We start from the raw sequence: 18,661 nt of genomic DNA on the forward strand, positions 1-18,661 counted from the left end.
ATCGGGAAGTTCTCGTTCGCCCGGGCGGTGTGAACGCCCCAGTAGGCGGACGCCGGGATCTCCAGGCTTCCGATCGAATCGGTCTCGGTGCGCGTGAGTGTCGTCTGTTCCCCCGGCGGCGCCGAGGAGGCCGGAATCGCGATGGGGTCAGGTGCGGGCCGCTTCTGTTCAGTCATGGTGTCTTCAGCCTCTCACGTTCTCCCGCCCCATGGGGCCGACGGTCAAGAGACCGCTGCTCCGAGAAGATCGGCCTGTTCCGGCGCGTAGTCGCGGTACATCCGCTGGATCTCGATCTGGTCGGCCAGGTACTTGGCGTCGTGCCAGACTCCCCAGATGAAGCTGGAGCCGCGGCGGGACAGCCAGGGCAGGCCGAGGAAGTACATGCCCGGAACCGGGGTCACGCCACGCTGCTGGATCGGGTAGCCGCGTCCGTCGAGGACGCCGTCGACCTCCAACCAGGAGTAGTCGACACCGAAGCCGGTCGCCCAGATCACGGTGGTGATGCCCGCCTCGGCGAGATCGAGTTCGAGGATCGGATTGCTCACGCACTCGGGATCGGGTCCGAGTCGATGGGCTTCAGGCTCCGGCGGCAGGTCGAGGCCGTTGCGCTCGATGTATTCGTCTGCCGAGCGCAGTAGGGACAGATAGTTCTCGTCACCACGGGCGATATTGTCCCTGAGGTCCGATCCGAGGAGCAGCTTCCCCTCGGAGTAGGCGTTGGCGCGGCCGAGCAAGGTGATTCCCGATGCAGCGAGGTCGCGGAAGTCCACGGTGTGCCCACCGTCGGCACCGCTGACGGCAATCGTGACGTGTTCGGCTCCAGCCGGTGGGGTGGCGAGGTCCCAGAGTCCGAGGACGCCGAGCCACCAGCAGAAGTCCCGGTTGCGATACGCCCGCGGAGGCCGATCGTGCGGTCCGACGGCAAGGTGAACCGGTCGCCCGGACTTCTGGATCTCGGCGGCGATCTGCACTCCCGAGGATCCTGCTCCGACGACGAGGACTCCACCGTCGTCGAGCTGCTCAGGATTCCTGTAGGAGCTCGAGTGGATCTGCGTCAGTCCCGCCTCGGCGGGGATGATATTGGGAACCTTCGGTGTCTGGAATGGACCGGTCGCGGAGACGACGTAGTCGGCATCGATGATGCCGGCGTCGGTAGTGACGCGGAACCCGCAGGCACCGCTCCGCGCCGCCACCGAGGTGACGGTGACCCCGGTGCGCACGGGCAGGCCCTTGCGCTCGACCAGGGTCTGGAAGTACTCGGCGACCTCGTCCTTCGTCGCAAAGGCATCGGGATGCGTGTGCTCGAAGTCCTGAGTGGGGAACTTGTCGTGCCAGGCGGGGCCGTTCGCGACGAGGGAGTCCCAGCGTTTCGTCCGCCACGCCTCGGCGACGCGGTCCTTCTCGAGGACGACGTGCGGAACTCCGCGGTCCTCGAGGTGCTCGCTCATGGCGATTCCGGCCTGGCCACCACCGATGATGACGACTTCTGCATCCTTCTGCGACATGGGCACCCTTCCTCTGTCCGCGAGCGCGGCACTTGCTTCTTTGCCTGTGCAGCGGGTCGGTTCCCGCTCTCTTCAAGCAAACCGCAGCGAGGAGCGGCCTGGCCAATAGTTGTTGACGGTCAAGTACATCACCTGAGTAGATGAACAGGACGCAGTTCGATCGCTTGGGGGCATCTAGCGTCCGGCGAAGCAGAAGCGAACCGAACGACGACTCCGACTCACGCCTCTACCGCGCGGCCGCCTCGGCGAGGACCTCCCGCACCACCTCCGTCACCGCCCGCGCCTTCCCGGTCTGCGAGCTGCGACTGAGCGCGGACACGGCGACGTGGAGGCTCGGGGCGGGATCGGAGATCTCAAGGATCGCGGTCCGCGCCCCCGTGTAGGTCTGGCTGATCCGGGGACGCTGGTTGAGGATCGAGAACCCGAGCCCGGTCGCGACCATCGACCGCACGGTCTCGTAGCTGGCGCTGCGGTATTTGACCCGCGGCGTGATCCCGGCCTGCCGGAGGATGGTGAGGAAGTACTCGCGACTGTCGGGCAGGTCGAGCAGGACGAAGGGATCCTCGGCGAGCTCGGACAGCGCCACCTTCTTCCGCCTGGCCAGCCTGTGGTCGGTGTCGACGATGATGTGGGGCCGGACCTCGCCGACGACCTCGCTGTCGATGCCCTCGGCGTCCGTGAGGTCGTAGTTGAGCGCGATCTCCGCCCGGCCGCTGCGCAGAGCGCCCATCGCCTCCTCGTGATCGCCCTCGAACACGTCGACCGTGAGTTCCGGGTACCTCTCCTGCAGGCGCCCGAGCAGCTGCGGCAGGAGGAACGGGGCGAGGGTCTTGAAGCAGGCGAGGACGATCGTCCCCCGGACCTCCTTCTGCCCGGCCTGGATCGATTCGACCGCGTCGGTGATGAGGCCGAAGATCTGGCGGGTCTCCTGGAGCAGCTCCTCCCCGGCCGGGGTGAGAACGAGCCCCTTCGAGTGCTGACGGATGAACAGCGGCGCCCCCAGTGACTTCTCCAGCTGGTTGATCGCCGTCGACACCGCCGACTGCGCGATATGGAGCTCCTGGCTCGCGGCCGTCATGTTGAGCGTCTTCGCGCACTCGACGAAGTACGACAGCTGGGTGAGCGTGATCGGGAATCGGTGCACCATGACGGCTCCTTCGCCTCGAGAATCGACCCCTGGAATCTGATTCTTAGATGATCTGCCTAACTTATAACTATTTCCCAGATGAACCAAAGGTTCCCAGAATGGAAGCGAGGGACGGACTGAGTCCCAGATCACTTGACGAGGAGACGCACATGGCTGAGCCGACGCACACACGACTGAGGATGTTCAACACCAAGGAGACCTACCCCGAGCAGAACCTCGACAACGACCTGTGCCAGGCAGTCGTCGCGAACGGGGTCGTCTACCTGCGCGGACAGATCGGCCAGGACCTCGACACCCGCGAATCGGTGGGCATCGGCGACGTCACAGCCCAGACCGAGAAGGCCATGGCCAACATCAAGATGCTCCTCGAGGAGGCCGGCAGCAGCCTCGCCGACATCGTCAAGGTCACCGTCTACATCATCGACCCCCGCTACCGCGAGGACGTCTACCGGACGATGGGCAAGTGGCTCAAGGGCGTCTACCCCGTATCCACCGGCATCGTCGTCCAGGCGCTGGCGCGCCCCGAATGGCTGGTCGAGATCGACGCCACCGCCGTCATCAGCGACCGCTCCGCCGCGGCGACCGGCACCGACGCCGAGGTGACCCGATGACCTTCTCCCTCCTCCTCCACGACCCCGACACCGGCGAGTTCGGCGCGGCGATCTCCTCCTCCTCGCCCGCCGTCGCCGCCCGCTGCCTCAACCTCGCCGACGGCGTCGGAGGGGCGAACTCGCAGAACGTCACCGACCCCCGCCTCGGCGCGGCGATCGTCGCCGAGATGACGGCCGGGAAGTCCGCCCAGGACGCCCTCGACTCCGTCGTCGCCCAGGCCGATCCCACGGCGATCGACTACCGTCAGCTCCTCGTCATCGACGCCCACGGCGACACGGCCGTGCATTCGGGGGCGCAGGCGCTCGGGATCTTCGGCGCCCGGAGTGAGAAGAACGCCGTGGCCGGGGGCAACATGCTCGCCAACCTCGAGGTCCTCGACGCCTTCGTCGAATCGGCGCTCAGCGCCACCGGCCGGATCGAGGAGCGCCTCTTCGCCGGCTTCACCGCCGCGATGGCCGCCGGCGGCGAGGCCGGACCCGTGCACTCCGCCGGACTCGCCGTCGTCGGCGACGCCGGCTGGCGCGTCACCGACCTCCGCGTCGACTGGGCCGATGAGGACCCCATCGGCGAGCTCGGCCGCCTCCTCGACATCTGGCTGCCGCAGCGCGACGACTACATCACCCGCGGCCTCGATCCGGCCGCCTCACCGTCCTACGGAGTCCCCGGGGACGACCGATGACCGACCCCGTCAAGGACCGCATCTCCGCCAGGATCGCCGAGGCGGGTCCCGCTCTCGTGCAGCTGTCGAATGCGCTTCACGACTATCCGGAGCTCGGGTGGCAGGAGCATCGGTCCTCCGCGGCCGTGGCCGCCGTCCTGGCCGAGGCCGGATTCGCGGTCGAGCAGCCCTACCTGGATCTGCCGACCGCCTTCCGGGCCACCTTCGGCAGCGGCGACTTCACCATCGGGTTCCTTGCCGAATACGACGCCCTGCCCGGGCTCGGCCACGCCTGCGGGCACAACCTCATCTCCGCGATGAGCGCCGGCGGTGCCATCGGCCTGGCCACCGTCGCCGAAGAGCTCGGCCTCACGGTCGAGGTCATCGGCACCCCCGCCGAGGAGGGCGGCGGCGGGAAGATCGAGCTCCTCGAGCGCGGCGCGTTCACAGAGCTCGACTTTGCACTCATGGCCCACCCCGCGCCTGTCGACGTCGCCGAGGCCGAGCCCTTCGCCGTCACCCACTGGCACGTCGAGTACACCGGCCGGGCAGCCCACGCCGCCGCCTATCCGGAGCGGGGAGTCAACGCCAACGACGCGTTCCTCATCGCCCAGGTCGCCCTCGGCCTCCTCCGCCAGCAGCTGCCGAAGACCGTCCGCGTCCACGGTGTGATGACCAATGGCGGAGAGGCTCCCAACGCGATCCCGGAGAAGACCGAGGGACGCTGGTACGTGCGGGCCGAGACCACCGAGGAGCTCATCGAGCTCGAGCAGCGCGTCATCAACTGCTTCGAGGCCGGGGCCCTCGCCACGGGCGCGAGCCTGTCGATCACGCCGGAGAGCAAGAGGTACGCGGAGATGCGCACCGATGACGAGGCCCTCGACCTCTACCGCGCCAACGCCCTGGCTCTGGGGCGGAGCTTCGACGTCGACCCGGCGGCCGCGACGATGAACCGCGCCTCGACGGACATGGGCAACGTGTCCCAGATCGTCGACGCCATCCACCCCTACATCGGCGTCGGCGGAGAGGCGAGCAACCACCAGGCCGCCTTCGCCGAATCCTGCGTCGGCCCCCGGGCCGAGCAGACCCTGCTCGACGGCGCCACCGCACTGGCCTGGACCGCCGCGGACGTCAGCTGCCGACGACACCGCGCCACCGCGGACTGAGCCGACCCGCGGCCACCACCTCGGCGCACAGAGCCGACGTTCCGGCCGACCCGCACCACGATTCCAAAGGAGGAATTCGCGACATGACCGGTGAACACCCCGACATGAATGACCGGACCTACAAGAAGGGCCTGCAGAAGAGCGTGGTCGCCGGATCCATCGGCGTTCTCGTCCACTGGTTCGACTGGGCCGTCTACGCGTACATGGCGACGACGATCGCCGCGGTGTTCTTCCCCGAGTCCGACGCCACCGCCGGGCTGCTCGCGACCTTCGCCGTGTTCGCGGTGTCCTTCCTCGTCCGCCCTGTGGGCGCGATCATCTTCGGCCGCCTCGGCGATCGGATCGGCCGCAAGCACACCCTGTCCCTCGTCATCCTCGCGATGGCCGTCGCGACCCTGGTGCTCGGCATCCTGCCGACCTACAGCACCATCGGCGTCCTCGCGCCCATCCTCCTCATCGTCACCCGCATCGTCCAGGGACTGGCGGCCGGCGGCGAGTTCGGCAGCGCGGCGGCCTTCCTCGGCGAGTTCTCCCCGCCGAAGCGGCGCGGGTTCGGCTGCAGCTGGCTCGAGTTCGGGTCCCTGCTCGGGTTCCTCCTCGCTTCCTTCGCCGTCTACCTCCTCAATCAGGCGATGACCCCGGAGCAGGTCCTCGCCGGAGGGTGGAGGATCCCGTTCCTCATCACCGTGCCGCTGGGACTCATCGGACTCTACATCCGCCGCAGGATCGAGGACACTCCCGAGTTCGAGGCGCTGCAGGAGATGGACACGGTCTCCCCGTCACCGGTGCGCGAGGTCTTCCGCCGCAACCCCAAGGAATTCATCCAGACCTGCGGCATGGAGATCTTCATGAACGTCACGTTCTACGTGGTGCTCGTCTACCTCCTCACCTATCAGGAGACGAACCTCGGCATCGATCCCGGTCGGGCCGCGCTGCTGTCGACGCTCGCCTCGGCGCTGGGACTCATCATCGTCCCCCTCGCCGGGATCCTCTCGGACAGGGTCGGGCGCAAACCCGTCCTCATGACGGCGGCGATCGCCCTGACCGTGCTCTCCGTCCCGCTGTTCATGCTCATGAAGGTCGACACCGAGTGGGCTTCGTTCGTCTCGACCTTCGGCCTGGCGTTCATCCTCGCGATCATCCTCGGCACCCATGCCGTGACCGTCGTCGAGCTGTTCCCGACGAGGACCCGCCAGACCGGGCTGTCGATCGCCTACGCGGTGACCGCTGCGCTCTTCGCCGGCACCGCTCCCTACGCCCTGACCTGGCTCATCGACACGACCGGGAACATCCTCAGCCCCGGGTTCTTCCTCGCCGTCGTCGGTGTCGTCGGCATCGCCACAGTGGCCTCGATCCCCGAGACCCGCGGCATCGACCTGCTCAAGGACGAGGACCGCGAGGCCGCCCGGGGAACCGGAGCTCCGAACGATGGAGCACCGAACAGCCCGGCCGGAGCCTGAGCGGCCCGCCGACACGCCACAGCCGGCCACCCCCAACCGCCCGACTTCCCCGTTTCCAAGGAGAACCACCGATGACCGAGACACGACCCACCACTCTTGAGGACTGGCGCGCGAAGGCCGCCGCACTGACCATCGACGGGCGTCCCGTCATCGACGGCCGACGCGTCGACGCGCTCTCGGGCGCGACCCACCCGAAGACGAACCCGGCCACCGGCGAGACCATCTCCCAGCTCCACCTCGGCGAGGATGCCGACATCGATGCCGCGGTCGCGAGCGCGCGCCGGGCGTACGAGTCCGGTGCGTGGTCGCGGATCTCCCCGGCCGACCGACGGGTGGCGCTGCTGCGGCTCGCCGATCTCATCGAGGCTCGCTCGGACGAGTTCGCGCTCCTCGACACCCTCGACATGGGCAAGCCGATCGGCGAGTCCTCGACCATCGACGCTCCCGGCTCCGCCGCGCTCTACCGCTTCTACGGCGAGGCGATCGAGAAGCTCAGCGATGAGATCCCGGTGACCCCGGCCGGGTCGACGGCGCTCGTCACGCGCGAGCCTCTCGGGGTCATCGGCGTCATCGTCGCGTGGAACTACCCGCTGGAGATCGCGACGTGGAAGATCGCCCCGGCCCTGGCCGCCGGCAATGCGGTCGTCGTCAAGCCTCCTGTCGAGGCCTCGCATTCGGCGCTGCTGCTCGCCGAGCTCGCCGTCGAGGCCGGCATCCCCGCCGGCATCCTCAACGTCGTCCCCGGGCGCGGGTCCGTGGCCGGCAAGGCCCTGGCCCTGCACATGGACGTCGACATGCTCGCCTTCACCGGCTCCACCGAGGTGGCCAAGCAGCTCCAGCAGTACGCGGGCCGGTCGAACATGAAGCGACTCGCCCTCGAGGCGGGCGGCAAGAGTTCGAACCTCGTCTTCGCCGACTGCGACGACCTGGCCGCCGCCGCGAGCAAAGCGGCCTTCGGCGCGTTCTACAACCAGGGCGAGGTGTGCTCGGCGAACTCACGGATCTTCGTCGAGCGCTCCGTCTACGAGGAGTTCCTCGGACTGCTCCAGCAGGCGGCGGACGGCTTCCAGCCCGGCGACCCGCTCGATCCAATGAGCGCGATCGGCTCCCTCGTGTCGGAGAAGCACGCCGACCAGGTGTGGGAGTGCGTCGAGGAGGCCCGCGCCGACGGCACGATCGTCAAGGGCGGCAACCGTCCCGACATCAACGGCTCGCGGGCGTTCATCGAACCGACGATCGTCACCGGGCTGCCCGCCGACCACCGGCTCCACGAGCACGAGATCTTCGGGCCCGTCGCCCTCGTCACCCCCTTCGACACCGAGGAGGAGGCGATCGCCCGGGCGAACGAGACCCCCTACGGTCTGGCCGCGTCCCTGTGGACCGGCAGCCTTGCCCGCGCCCACCGGGTCTCCTCCCGCCTCGTCGCCGGGACCGTGTCCGTCAACACCGTCGACGCCCTCGGCTTCACCACCCCCTTCGGTGGGTTCAAGCAGTCGGGCTTCGGCCGCGACCTGTCGGTGCACGCGCTCGAGAACTACACCGATCTCAAGACCACCTGGATGCAGTGGGGCTGAGGCTCCTCCCCTCGAAAGGACAGATGATGACAATCGACAACACCGCCGCTGCCGCGGAGACGAGCGCGAGCTCGCAGGAGAACCTCTCCGAGATCGCCAAGCGCCACCTCGTCATGAACTTCACCCCGGCCGCGAAGTACCGCGACGCCGAGCTTCCCATCTTCGTCCGCGGCGAGCACTGCTCGGTCTACGACGAGAACGGCACCCGGTTCTTCGACGGGCTGGCCGGACTCTTCTGCGTCCAGCTCGGGTACACCCATGGCGCCGAGGTGGGCGACGCGGTTCGCGAGCAGATGGCGGCCCTGCCCTACCAGACGACGTGGTCGGTCGCCCATCCCCCGGCGGCGAAGCTCGCGCAGAAGATCGCCGAGCTCGCCCCCGGTGACCTCAACCGGGTGTTCTTCGCCTCCGGTGGCGGCGAGTCGAACGAGGCGGCGATCAAGCTCGCCCGCCAGTATCACATCACCCGCGGGGAGAGCTCGCGCTACAAGTTCCTCGCCCGTCGCGTCGCCTATCATGGCACGAGCTTCGGGGCGATGTCGCTCAACGGGATGACCGATGTGCGCAAGATGTTCGAGCCGCTGATGAACGGCGTGCGCCACACCCACAACACGAAGCGTTACCGCCGTCCCGAGGCCGAGACGGAGATGGAGTTCACCCAGTTCCTCCTCGGCGAGCTCGAGTCCCTCATCGTCCAGGAGGGCTCGGACACGATCGCGGCGATCATCATGGAGCCGCTGCAGAATGCCGGCGGCAGCCTGACCCCGCCGGCGGGCTACTTCCAGGGCGTGCGGGAGCTGTGCGACAAGTACGGGATCCTCATGATCGCCGACGAGGTCATCACCGGCTACGGGCGCCTGGGCTCGTGGTTCGGCTCCGACCACTACGGCTTCCAGCCGGACATGATCACCTTCGCCAAGGGCATCGCCTCGGCGTACATGCCGCTCGGCGGAGTCATCGCCAGCGACCGGATCATCGAGACCGTCCTCGACGGGCCGGTCGGGATGTTCAACCACGCCCTGACCTACGGCGGCCACCCCGTCGCGTGTGCCGCGGCGGTGAAGAACCTCGAGATCATGGAGCGAGAGGGCGTGGTCGAGAACGTCGCCGAGCTCAGCCCCTACCTCGGCGAGAAGCTTGCCGGCCTGGCCGAGAAGCACACGAGCATCGTCGGTGACCTGCGCGGGGACGGCTTCCACCGCACCTTCGAGCTCGTCACCGACAAGGAGGCGAAGTCGTGGACGCATGAGACGGTCGGTGCCGCCGAGTTCGTCGGCTCCTACCTCAACCCGGCCCTCGCCGAGGTGGGTCTCATCTGCCGTGTCGCCATCGACGCGGAGGGCAATCCCCTCGTCCAGGTCTCGCCGCCGCTGGTGATGACGGCTGCCGACATCGACGAGCTCACCGAGCTTCTCGACCGGGCGTTCACCCTCGCCATCGAGCGCGCCGGGATCTGATCGCGACACCACCCGGGGCGCCACCGCGGCGCCCCGGGACGAGAGCAGCTCAAAGGAGAGAACTCATGTCCGACATCACCGACACCAATTCGAAGACATTCGTGCGCTTCGAACAGCAGCACGTGCTGCCGATCCCGGACAACGAGCGCACCGGGACCAACTGGTCGCTCTTCGCCATCTGGGTCAGCCTCAACATGATGCCGCTGACCGTCATCACGGGGGCCGTCGCCAGCGGGGCCTACGGGCTGCCGATCCTCTGGAGCATCGTCGCGATCCTCGCCGGAAACGTCATCGGGGCCTTCGGCTCGGCTCTGCACGCCTCCCAAGGTCCTCACCTCGGCGTGCCTCAGATGCTCCAGGCCAGGGCCCAGTTCGGGTACCTCGGCGCCAGTCTGTTCGCGATCATCGCCTTCATCATGTTCATGGGGTTCTTCTCGAGCATCCTCATCGTCGCCAAGGACTCACTGCTCGTGGTCTTCCCCGACTTCGACGGCACCATGGCGATCGTGCTGTTCGCGGTGATCGGAATCGGGCTCTGCGTCTTCGGCTATGACCTGCTGCAGAAGACGATGACGTGGCTCTCGATCTTCATCGGCCTGGCCGTGACCGTGTCGATGGTCCTGTTCGCCCTCGAGCCGGAGGTGACCAGCCAGCGCTCCGAGGCCGCCTTCACGTTCGAGGGATTCTTCGCGATGCTGGCGATCGGCATCGTGTGGCAGCTCGCCTACGCTCCGTACGTCTCCGACTACTCGCGCTACCTGCCGAAGTCGACGGGCCCGAAGACGGCGTTCTGGAGCACCTACCTCGGCCTCGTCCTCAGCTCCGTGTTCGTCATGTCCCTGGGCGTGCTGCTGGGCGCGGCGAACCCCGACAATCCGCTGGCCGCCCTTGGAGAGTACCTGGGACCGATCGGCATGATCGTGCTCATCGTCTTCGCCGTCAGTTCGGCCCTCATCAACGGCGTCGAGCTCTACTCGGCGGTGATGAATGCACTGACGGTGATGCAGTCGAACTTCAGGTCGACGATCACCCCGGCCAAGCGGGTGTGGACGACCATCATCAGTGGCGGCGTCGCCACACTGATCGCGGTGCTCGGCCAGGGCGACTTCATGACGATGTTCGAAAGCTTCCTCACCCTGCTGCTCTACGTCCTCATCCCGTGGTCGGCCATCAACCTGGCGGACTACTTCATCGTCCAGAAGGGCCACTACGACCTCGATGACCTCTTCGCTCCCGATGGCGGTCGGTATGGGAAGTGGAATGTCGTCGGCCTGTCCAGCTATGGAATCGGTCTGCTCGCTCAGGTGCCGTTCATGATCACCCCGCTCTTCACGGGGCCCCTGGCCAAGCCGCTGCAGTTCATCGACATCGCATGGCTCGTCGGGTTCGTCGTCACGGCGGTCGTGTATCTGGTGCTCGTACGGGCTCGGAGGAAGGCACCGGAGCGGGTGGTCGAGTTGGGCGGGGTCTGAGCTGACCGAAACGCACCGACGCGAACGGTCCCATCAACTACTGGTAGGGCCGTTTGTCGTGGGTTGACGTGTAGCGGGGGTCCGTTTCGGACGTCCCAGTCGGCGGGTCCGTGTGGGCTGTTTACTCCCCCAGGGAGTCTCCAACGCGATCGAAAGCCTCAAGCACGGAAAGTGGCTGCCAACCTTGGGAGCGATCCTCAAGGTCCCGTTCCTCACCTTCTTCCTCATCGCCACTGGCATGTACGGTGTCCAGAACGGGTTCCAGGGACTTAATGCCAGCTACTTCGCCCCGAAGGCCACCGGCTTCCTCGAGCTGACCCCGCTGCTGCTACTCTCGCTCCTAGGCTTCGAATCCGGCAAAAGCGCCGCCGGGGAGATGAAGAATCCGGCCGTGATGTCCTGATCTCCATCGCCCGGTCCGCGTGCATCGCTGCAGCCGCCTACCTCCTGCCGGTCCTCGCGATCCTCCTCGTAGTCCCTGTCGATCAGATCCAGGGGATCAGCGGACTGTTCGAGGCGATCGCCGAGGTGTACACCGTCTTCGGTGCCGGCGCCGAGGTGATGCTGCAGATCTCAGCCGTCGCGTTCGTCTTCATCCTCATGCCCTAGGGCGGGGCATGGATGATCATTAGCGACCGGATGCAGTACATGGCCGCCGCCGGCGCCTACTTCGGAGGGTTCTTCGGTCGGATCCACCCGGGACTCGGCACCCCTGTGCGGGTGAACCTGATGTCCAGAGTCGTGTCCACCCTGTTCATGCTCGCGGCCATGATGTTCGTCGGTGGGGAGAACGAGGGCATCTTCCAGGTAGTGCCCACCATTTGCATCTCGACGTTCCTCATGAGCTACCTCTTCGCGATCCCCGCCGCCGTCCGTCTACGTTCGAAGTACCCGAACGTCCACCGTCCCTTCCGGGTGCCTGTAAACAATACCGTTGGGAAGCCGATGGGCACGGTTTGCTTCCTCTGGATCGCCTTGGGCACGTTCGTCGCGGTCTTCCCCGGCACGCTCGAGGCCGTCTTCGGCACGGAGTACCCGTTCGTCGACATCTGGGGCGTCAGCCAGCTGACCTTCTCAGTCTTCACCCTGATAACCCTCGCGGTGATCGTCGCGATCGGGGTACTGGGCTATGTGTTCGGGCGGAAGCTGCGGACCCCTACCTCGGCGGATGGTGCGGCATCCGCGGAGGTGGGTGTGGGGTGAATCAGGCTGACAGCGGGGCATCGTTGAAAATTGCGAACTTCCCGATGCCCCTCGTCTGCCGAAACGAGCTAGGAAGTGCGAACCGCCGATCAACAATTGGATAAGCTCACCTACTGGAAAGCTCGGTCACAATTAGTGGCCGATTCAAAATATGCGGGGTGCAATCGTGGCTTAATCTGTAGTCATGAGTCGAACACTCCAGGTTGTCGGTGCAGTCTTTCATCGCGATGGTCAGATCCTCGCCTGTCGACGACGCCCCGACAAGGCCGAAGGCGGCAAATGGGAGTTCCCCGGAGGCAAGATCGAACTTGGCGAGACTCCGGAATCTGCGTTGCGCCGTGAACTTGCGGAGGAACTCGGCCTCGGCCGAGTTTCGGTCGGCAATCTCCTAACCCGTGAGGTGTCGAAATCACATGGACGAACGATTGACCTGGCTTGCTATTGGGTAGAGACCAGCGAATCGCCTACGGTCAGCTCTGATCACGACAAGTTGCGCTGGTGCTCGATCGACGAGCTATCCGCTCTCGACTGGGCCGCAGCCGACCTTCCTACCGTGTCGGCTCTACAAGATGCTCAGACAATCAGCGCACCGAATCGGAGGGAGCACAAGTGATCTACGGTGAGCCCCAGGGTTTACGAGAAGCCGCCATCGGCTGGTTGAAGATGAGAACTGACGACGGAAGAGAACCTCTCACTCGAGAAGACATCAAGGACTTCAGATTTAACGGCGAGCAGTTCAAGTTGCAGTCGACGCAGCAGGGGATCCGCAAACCCAGCGGCTTCGAAGCTGCGCTCTCCATTCAGACTGTATTTCGCAGCCCCGGTCAGGAACGCCCTTATGAAGATGAGATCGGTGAGGACGGACTTTTCCGGTACAAGTGGAGGGGCTCCGACCCGAACTTTCCCGAGAACCGAGGCCTGCGTGAGGCTATGCGCCGTCGCCTACCGCTCATCTGGTTCTGGGGCGTCGCCATGGCTCCTGCACGCTTTCAGGTCATTGCACCTGTTTACATAGTTGGGGAAGAATCCGAACGGCAACAATTCGTGCTAGCCACTGTGGACGAAGAAGACCTGCCGGACCTGAGCGAATACTCGGCTCTAGAAGTTGCAGCTCGCAAATATATTCACCGACTCGCTAAGACACGAGTACATCAACCAGTGTTTCGATCGACCGTACTGATGGCTTATAAAAACCGGTGCGCAGTCTGCAACCTCGCCCATCCACAACTACTCGATGCAGCTCATATCGTCGATGACAGAGAAACTAACGGGATAGCCTCGGTTGTGAACGGCCTAGCAATGTGCAAAATACACCATGCGGCATTCGACCGCTACTTTCTCGGAATTCGACCGGATTGCGTCATAGAGATCAGGCACGACCTACTCGAAGAGATCGATGGCCCGATGTTACGGCATGGGCTCCAAGAACTTCACGGCAGTAGCTTGATGACTATTCCCAGGAACAAACGGGAGCGACCTCGAAAAGACCTCCTCGAGGAGAAGTACGAACACTTTCAATCGATCTCAGTTGACGAGGCCTCGAACCGCGGCGTACGGAATTGACTGGAACGGAATGACCTTTGACTGGGACGACTTCGAGCACTCTTCGACAGGGAGGATGAGTTGGGTTACAGAGTTTACACGAAATCAGAGTTCGCGGATCTGCGCCAGCAACACAACATCATGGCGCTCGTCGGCAACGGATTCGATATACAAGTAATGCGGGAGTATAAGCAACCATGGGACACTAGGTACGAGACTTTCTACCACTATTTGAAATTCCGGCAGTTCGACGTCGGAAATCACCTCCTAGCAGAAATGGAGGACCTTCGGCGCCAGGGTAAAGATGACTGGAGCGATCTAGAGGCCGCGATAGAAAAGTTGCTCGGGAGAGGCTCCCTTCACCCTGATGATGTGTATTCGTCACTGAGAGACGTTCAGCGCGAGTTCTCAAGCTTCCTCAATCAGGTTGCTTCTAGCAATTTGCTCGACCAACTCGGCAATGACGCCATGGAGTTCAGCTGGAGCGTCAACGCGCTTTCTAGATTTGTAGAAGATGTCGACAGGAACTCTACGCACTCATCCTTCAAGTTCCCATCGAGAACTGGTCACTATGATCTCTACAACTTTCTATTTATAAACTTCAATTACACCCCTCTACTAGACGGATACGTCTACTTGGACCAGGAACAATTCGACCCGCATCCCTTCAAGTATGCTGACAGGAACTTTCAGTTCTATCCCAATCCTGCAAACAAGCTATCGGGCTGGGGCAACGCCGAGACCAAATGGTCCAGTTATGTGCTGACAGATATTGTCCATCCACACGGCTATCAAGGCATACCAAGGTCGCTCCTCTTCGGAATCGACGCGGAAGGTAGGAGCAATGGAGCTAACCCTAAGAAGAAGCTCCAAAAACCATTCTGGGCACAAAGTGACACTCGTTACGCGCACCTTATTCATGATACTGATCTTTTCATACTGTTTGGATGTTCCCTAGGCGAAACGGACGGCTGGTGGTGGCGCAATATATTCACAGCTATGTCCAACAATAACAACAGTGAGATGATAATCTACTGGTGGAGCAGAGCAAACGGGGTACAGCCCTCAGAAGACGAGATTCGAGAGAAGTTTTTGAAGGTCGCCAAGACAAATACTCACTCCACATCTCACGGCCTTATGAACAGAATTCACGTCGTGATATACGATGACAGCGTAGAGCGCATCTGGCTTAATACATCCAGGTCTCGAACTTAGAACCTGTGTGCGGATGCTCGAGTCAAGAACCTCACTCCTGTCTAGGACCGCTTCTCCACCGCCTCCAGATCCGCGCCCGTAGCGTTCCGGAACTTGCCGCCCTCGGCCACGTAGTCGTCGCCGTGCTCCTGCACCCACTTGCTGAACAGCGGACACACGGGCACGACCGTGTACCCGCGCTCTCGCGAATCGGCCATCGCTTCGGCGACGAGGATCTTCGACAGGCCACGGCCGCCGTACTGCTTGTCGACGACCGTGTGATAGAAGATCCGCTCGGTCTCGGGATCGGGTCCGGGGACGAAGTGGGCGCGGCCGGCGACCTCGCCCGAACCGAGCTTGATCGCGTAGGACGAGTTCGCCTCGTCGAGTTCCACGGTCACTTCGGCACCGGTGGAGTCGGTGAGTGCGTCGGTCATCGGTCGTTCTCCTTGGTTGTGGGTGTGGTGTTCTGGGCATGGGGTGGTGGATTCCTCCGCGCGCGGATGCGGACCTCGGGCAGCTCGGGGGCCGGCAAGCGGCTCAGCCCGGAGGCGTTCCTGCCAGGCCCTCCCGTGCCGACGTACCCGATGACCTCGCCGAATCGGTCGCTCTCGTCCTGCCATTCCTGGCGGTACCGACTGATCTCCTCATGGTTGCGGCCGACGAAGTTCCACCACATGACGATCTCCTCGTCGAAGGGAAATCCTCCGAGGACGATCACCCTGGCGTCCGCCTCCGCGCGGTTGCTGATCCGGAGCTCGCTGAGACCGACCCCGGTGTAGCCGAGGGCGTTGACGGGCAGATCCACGTCCTCGACGGCGACGTCGCCGGCGTCGACGAGGACGCCGTGCTCGAACCGCTCGTCGACGGGCAGGTCGACGCTCGCTCCGGGTCTGAGCCGGATCTCGGCACCGACGAGCGGCGAATACGTGCTCACGGGTGACCGGGTTCCCCAGAGCTCACCGAGGAAGACGATGAGCTCTCCGCCGTCGAATCCGACAGGTTCGGGGGCGTGGTGCTCGAACTTCCGTCCCTCCTCGTGGCGGACGGCATCGGGCAGTGCCAGCCACAGCTGCACTCCATGCAGGACCTTCGTGTCCGCCGTGGAGACCTCGGAGTGGCAGATTCCCCGGCCTGCCGTCATCAGGTTGACCTCGGTCGGGAGGACGAGCCCGGCATTTCCGCCAGAGTCGATGTGCTGGATAGCTCCGTCGAAGAGCCAGCTGACGGTCTGCAGACCGGTATGCGGGTGCGGGGCGACGTCCATTCCGCCCGACCGGGACACGTCGTCGGGACCGTAGTGGTCGACGAAGCACCACGGTCCGATGAGGGAGCGCTGCCTCTGCGGCAGGGTGCGGCGCACGTTCATCGCCCGCGGGCCGCCCAGGGGCACGCTCCTCGCCGTGAGGATCTCCACCGGTGCCCGGTCGCTGCGGCGGGACAGCCCTTCATGCTGATCCTCGGCGCGGCAGAGCACCTGGTCCGGATCGGTTTCGACATTGCTCATGAGACCATCATGCCTTCCCTGCGGTGGGGCGGATCTGCTCGATGAGAGCGGACAGTGCGGTGAGGTCGTTCGCGGACAGACCCTCGAACGCGGTGCGCACCACCTCGGCGTTGGTGCGGGCGGATTCGCGCCGCAGCCGCCGGCCGGCGTCCGTGAGCGAGACGCGCACCCCGCGCTGATCCTCGGAATCCGCGGTCTGGACGACCAGGCCGCGGTCCTCCAATCGGCGCAGCAGGCGGCTGAGCGCACTGCGGCTGAGCACGATGCACCGCAGGAGATCCCGCTGCCGGATGGGCGAATCCTGCGGGATGTTGATGAGCACATCGAACTCGGTGGCGGTCAGGCCGTGCTCCGCCTTGAATCGGCTTTCGAGACTGTCGACGAGGTCGGCGTGCGTCTCGAGCATCTGGCGCCAGACCGCCACCGGTCCGCACGAGGATGAGGGCATCGACTACTTGCCGGCCTTGTCGAGTTCCGCTTTGGCGGGGAAGTACCACTTCATGATCTCGCGCACCTTGTCGGAGTCGGGCCGGGCCCAGTTGCGCAGGAGCTCGCCCGCGAAGGCAAGAGCCGTGACGGGTGAGGCTCCGGCCGCGATCATCCGCTCCATCGCCCACTGGTGCGACTCCGGACTGATCCCGCCGACCGCATCGGCCACGGGATAGACGTCGAAGCCTTCGGCGAGCATGTCGAGGGTCGGGTAGGTGAGGCAGACTTCCGTCCACAGACCCGCGATGACGATCTTCCGCCGACCGGTGTCCCGGATGGCCTGCTGGAAGTCCGGGTCCTCCCAGGCGTTGACTCCCGTCCGGTCGATCTCGGGAACTCCGGGCAGTTCGGCCTTGATCTCCTCCTCGGTTCCCTGGTTGACGCCCATGTCGACGCCGACGGTGGAGAGGACGACGGGCACCTCGTACTTCGCCGCCGCTTGGGCGAGGACCTTGACGTTGAGGTTGATCCGCTCCTTGCTCGCCGAGGTCACCGTCGCGTACTGCTCCGGCTGGAAGTCGATGAGCGCGAGCGCGCAGTTCTGCGGAGTGAGCAGGTGGTCGGATTCGGGCGTGCGAATCGGTTCGGGATTCACTTTCGGCATGGTGCAACTCCTCGAGATCGTGGTGATTCGATTGCGTATTTTGTTGCACACACAACAATCCCACTCGTGTGCTCGCTTGTCCAGACCCTGCGCATCGGTTCGCGTGCCTCATCCGGAGGACTCAAGCCACCACCCCGCCGCTCTTGTAGGTCCGCAGCACCGTCGACGCCCGGACCCCTCGCACGGAACCCGCCCACTTCTCGTCGGCGAGGAACTCGCGGAACTTCTCGTAGTCGGCCATCGCGACGTCGGCGACGATCTGATGCTCCCCGAGCACCGTCACCACGTACTTCGTGAAGGGGTTCGACGCGATCGCATCGGCCACCTCGGCGGCCCTGCCCGGAGACGTCGACACCCACAGGAACGCCTCCGCGCTCAGACCCAGGTTCTCCGCACTGACGACGGCGCGCACCTCGGCGATGCGGGTGAGCAGGCGCTCCAGGCGTTTGCGCACGGTCGTCGTGCTGTAGCCGGTGACCTCGGCCAGCTGCGCGGTGCCGGTCCGGCCGTCGGCGGCCAGCGCCTCGAGCATCGCGCGGTCGCCGTCGTCGGCGTGCCCCCGCAGCGCGTTGATGCTCGAGTGCTGCGGATTGAGCCGGGCCGCCTCGTCGGCCGTGATGAGGTCCGGCATCCACTGGGTGAGGGTCTTGTGATAGTCGAGGACAGGGGTGGCGGTGACGTCGAGGACGCCGGGGATCGACGGGATGTCCTCGAGCACGCTGTAGGCGAGCTCGCGCTGGGAGAGGTACTGCTCGAGGACGAGGCGGGTCGGTGAGCTCAGCGCATAGACGAACACCGTCTCCGGGCGGGAGGCGAGCTCGTGGGCCACCGAGTCGACCTGAGCCGACTCGGTGGTCACCTCGATGATGGCGGTGCGCTCGGCCAGTCCCATCACCGTGACCGTGACGATCCCGGCCTCGAGGAGGGCGTTGCCGCGGCGGACGACCGTGGTCAACGGGATGCCGAGCACCTTCGCGATCGTCCGCCACGACGCCCGACCATCGACCTGGAGGGCGCCGATGATCCGGAGGTCGGTCTCGTCGAGATGCATCCCATCAGTATCGGTCATGC

Annotated in this window: 19 protein-coding genes and 1 pseudogene; 12 read left to right on the forward strand and 8 right to left on the reverse strand. The window is 65.0% G+C overall.

The genetic code is table 11. The features are described 5' to 3' along the window. From aspA to DFO65_RS09870, 3 genes and pseudogenes are all read right to left on the reverse strand, one after another. Positions 1 to 176, reverse strand: a pseudogene (aspA, locus tag DFO65_RS17290) (aspartate ammonia-lyase); the annotation flags it as partial. Between the two features lie 45 nt (positions 177 to 221). Then, the gene (locus DFO65_RS09865; RefSeq protein ID WP_113904269.1) at positions 222 to 1,505 is read right to left on the reverse strand and encodes a flavin-containing monooxygenase; all 1,284 of its coding nucleotides are present in this window, start codon (positions 1,503 to 1,505) and stop codon (positions 222 to 224) included. Positions 1,506 to 1,731: 226 nt separating this feature from the next. Then, entirely contained in the window at positions 1,732 to 2,652 is a 921-nt protein-coding gene (locus tag DFO65_RS09870) for a LysR substrate-binding domain-containing protein (protein ID WP_113904270.1), read from the reverse strand. 149 nt (positions 2,653 to 2,801) lie between these two features. Between DFO65_RS09870 and DFO65_RS09875 the strand changes: the two genes are divergently transcribed. From DFO65_RS09875 to DFO65_RS09930, 12 genes are all read left to right on the forward strand, one after another. Further along, positions 2,802 to 3,263 carry a RidA family protein gene (locus tag DFO65_RS09875; RefSeq protein WP_113904271.1) on the forward strand — a complete coding sequence of 154 codons (462 nt, stop codon included), beginning with the start codon at positions 2,802 to 2,804 and terminating at the stop codon, positions 3,261 to 3,263. Further along, positions 3,260 to 3,943 (forward strand): DUF1028 domain-containing protein, encoded by a 684-nt coding sequence (locus DFO65_RS09880; protein WP_113904272.1) that lies wholly within the window; start codon positions 3,260 to 3,262, stop codon positions 3,941 to 3,943. Before DFO65_RS09875 ends, DFO65_RS09880 begins: the two co-directional genes overlap by 4 nt. Continuing rightward, the gene (locus DFO65_RS09885) at positions 3,940 to 5,088 is read left to right on the forward strand and encodes a M20 family metallopeptidase (RefSeq protein ID WP_113904273.1); all 1,149 of its coding nucleotides are present in this window, start codon (positions 3,940 to 3,942) and stop codon (positions 5,086 to 5,088) included. Before DFO65_RS09880 ends, DFO65_RS09885 begins: the two co-directional genes overlap by 4 nt. Positions 5,089 to 5,171: 83 nt before the next feature. Next, positions 5,172 to 6,548 carry an MFS transporter gene (locus DFO65_RS09890; RefSeq protein ID WP_113904274.1) on the forward strand — a complete coding sequence of 459 codons (1,377 nt, stop codon included), beginning with the start codon at positions 5,172 to 5,174 and terminating at the stop codon, positions 6,546 to 6,548. 71 nt (positions 6,549 to 6,619) lie between these two features. Continuing rightward, positions 6,620 to 8,122 (forward strand): aldehyde dehydrogenase family protein, encoded by a 1,503-nt coding sequence (locus DFO65_RS09895; protein ID WP_113904275.1) that lies wholly within the window; start codon positions 6,620 to 6,622, stop codon positions 8,120 to 8,122. A 26-nt stretch (positions 8,123 to 8,148) separates the two neighbouring features. After that, positions 8,149 to 9,579: an aspartate aminotransferase family protein gene (locus tag DFO65_RS09900; RefSeq protein ID WP_113904462.1), complete on the forward strand. Its 1,431-nt coding sequence runs from the start codon at positions 8,149 to 8,151 to the stop codon at positions 9,577 to 9,579. Between the two features lie 65 nt (positions 9,580 to 9,644). Further along, positions 9,645 to 11,051 (forward strand): purine-cytosine permease family protein, encoded by a 1,407-nt coding sequence (locus DFO65_RS09905; protein ID WP_113904276.1) that lies wholly within the window; start codon positions 9,645 to 9,647, stop codon positions 11,049 to 11,051. A gap of 184 nt (positions 11,052 to 11,235) precedes the next feature. Continuing rightward, complete coding sequence (locus DFO65_RS09910; protein WP_113904277.1) at positions 11,236 to 11,454, forward strand: hypothetical protein; 219 nt, start codon at positions 11,236 to 11,238, stop codon at positions 11,452 to 11,454. Between the two features lie 218 nt (positions 11,455 to 11,672). After that, positions 11,673 to 12,254: an APC family permease gene (locus DFO65_RS09915; RefSeq protein WP_147233320.1), complete on the forward strand. Its 582-nt coding sequence runs from the start codon at positions 11,673 to 11,675 to the stop codon at positions 12,252 to 12,254. Between the two features lie 184 nt (positions 12,255 to 12,438). Beyond that, entirely contained in the window at positions 12,439 to 12,867 is a 429-nt protein-coding gene (locus DFO65_RS09920) for a (deoxy)nucleoside triphosphate pyrophosphohydrolase (protein ID WP_113904279.1), read from the forward strand. Further along, positions 12,864 to 13,817 (forward strand): HNH endonuclease, encoded by a 954-nt coding sequence (locus DFO65_RS09925; RefSeq protein WP_245940603.1) that lies wholly within the window; start codon positions 12,864 to 12,866, stop codon positions 13,815 to 13,817. Before DFO65_RS09920 ends, DFO65_RS09925 begins: the two co-directional genes overlap by 4 nt. A gap of 60 nt (positions 13,818 to 13,877) precedes the next feature. Then, on the forward strand, positions 13,878 to 15,011 hold the full coding sequence (locus DFO65_RS09930; protein WP_113904280.1) for an AbiH family protein: 1,134 nt from the start codon (positions 13,878 to 13,880) through the stop codon (positions 15,009 to 15,011). Positions 15,012 to 15,052: 41 nt separating this feature from the next. On the opposite strand, the gene DFO65_RS09935 is transcribed toward DFO65_RS09930, so the two are convergent. From DFO65_RS09935 to DFO65_RS09955, 5 genes are all read right to left on the reverse strand, one after another. Then, positions 15,053 to 15,427, reverse strand: coding sequence for a GNAT family N-acetyltransferase (locus tag DFO65_RS09935; RefSeq protein ID WP_113904281.1), 375 nt, complete (start codon positions 15,425 to 15,427; stop codon positions 15,053 to 15,055). After that, positions 15,424 to 16,497, reverse strand: coding sequence for a pirin family protein (locus DFO65_RS09940; protein ID WP_113904282.1), 1,074 nt, complete (start codon positions 16,495 to 16,497; stop codon positions 15,424 to 15,426). Before DFO65_RS09940 ends, DFO65_RS09935 begins: the two co-directional genes overlap by 4 nt. A 7-nt stretch (positions 16,498 to 16,504) precedes the next feature. After that, positions 16,505 to 16,921: a MarR family winged helix-turn-helix transcriptional regulator gene (locus DFO65_RS09945; protein WP_181778691.1), complete on the reverse strand. Its 417-nt coding sequence runs from the start codon at positions 16,919 to 16,921 to the stop codon at positions 16,505 to 16,507. Between the two features lie 27 nt (positions 16,922 to 16,948). Then, positions 16,949 to 17,590: an isochorismatase family protein gene (locus tag DFO65_RS09950; protein ID WP_113904284.1), complete on the reverse strand. Its 642-nt coding sequence runs from the start codon at positions 17,588 to 17,590 to the stop codon at positions 16,949 to 16,951. A 121-nt stretch (positions 17,591 to 17,711) separates the two neighbouring features. Continuing rightward, on the reverse strand, positions 17,712 to 18,659 hold the full coding sequence (locus tag DFO65_RS09955; protein WP_181778692.1) for an Lrp/AsnC family transcriptional regulator: 948 nt from the start codon (positions 18,657 to 18,659) through the stop codon (positions 17,712 to 17,714). Positions 18,660 to 18,661: the final 2 nt, after the last annotated feature.

The sequence above is a fragment of the Brevibacterium sanguinis genome, assembly GCF_003315415.1.
GTDB classification, from domain to species: Bacteria; Actinomycetota; Actinomycetes; order Actinomycetales; family Brevibacteriaceae; genus Brevibacterium; species Brevibacterium celere_A.

Excerpts from the sequence above, each read along its gene's own strand:
- DFO65_RS09865 (WP_113904269.1), bottom strand. The coding sequence starts at position 1,505 with ATGTCGCAGAAGGATGCAGAAGTCGTCATCATCGGTGGTGGCCAGGCC.
- DFO65_RS09870 (WP_113904270.1), bottom strand. The coding sequence starts at position 2,652 with ATGGTGCACCGATTCCCGATCACGCTCACCCAGCTGTCGTACTTCGTC.
- DFO65_RS09875 (WP_113904271.1), top strand. The coding sequence starts at position 2,802 with ATGGCTGAGCCGACGCACACACGACTGAGGATGTTCAACACCAAGGAG.
- DFO65_RS09880 (WP_113904272.1), top strand. The coding sequence starts at position 3,260 with ATGACCTTCTCCCTCCTCCTCCACGACCCCGACACCGGCGAGTTCGGC.
- DFO65_RS09885 (WP_113904273.1), top strand. The coding sequence starts at position 3,940 with ATGACCGACCCCGTCAAGGACCGCATCTCCGCCAGGATCGCCGAGGCG.
- DFO65_RS09890 (WP_113904274.1), top strand. The coding sequence starts at position 5,172 with ATGACCGGTGAACACCCCGACATGAATGACCGGACCTACAAGAAGGGC.
- DFO65_RS09895 (WP_113904275.1), top strand. The coding sequence starts at position 6,620 with ATGACCGAGACACGACCCACCACTCTTGAGGACTGGCGCGCGAAGGCC.
- DFO65_RS09900 (WP_113904462.1), top strand. The coding sequence starts at position 8,149 with ATGACAATCGACAACACCGCCGCTGCCGCGGAGACGAGCGCGAGCTCG.
- DFO65_RS09905 (WP_113904276.1), top strand. The coding sequence starts at position 9,645 with ATGTCCGACATCACCGACACCAATTCGAAGACATTCGTGCGCTTCGAA.
- DFO65_RS09915 (WP_147233320.1), top strand. The coding sequence starts at position 11,673 with ATGATCATTAGCGACCGGATGCAGTACATGGCCGCCGCCGGCGCCTAC.
- DFO65_RS09920 (WP_113904279.1), top strand. The coding sequence starts at position 12,439 with ATGAGTCGAACACTCCAGGTTGTCGGTGCAGTCTTTCATCGCGATGGT.
- DFO65_RS09935 (WP_113904281.1), bottom strand. The coding sequence starts at position 15,427 with ATGACCGACGCACTCACCGACTCCACCGGTGCCGAAGTGACCGTGGAA.
- DFO65_RS09940 (WP_113904282.1), bottom strand. The coding sequence starts at position 16,497 with ATGAGCAATGTCGAAACCGATCCGGACCAGGTGCTCTGCCGCGCCGAG.
- DFO65_RS09950 (WP_113904284.1), bottom strand. The coding sequence starts at position 17,590 with ATGCCGAAAGTGAATCCCGAACCGATTCGCACGCCCGAATCCGACCAC.
- DFO65_RS09955 (WP_181778692.1), bottom strand. The coding sequence starts at position 18,659 with ATGACCGATACTGATGGGATGCATCTCGACGAGACCGACCTCCGGATC.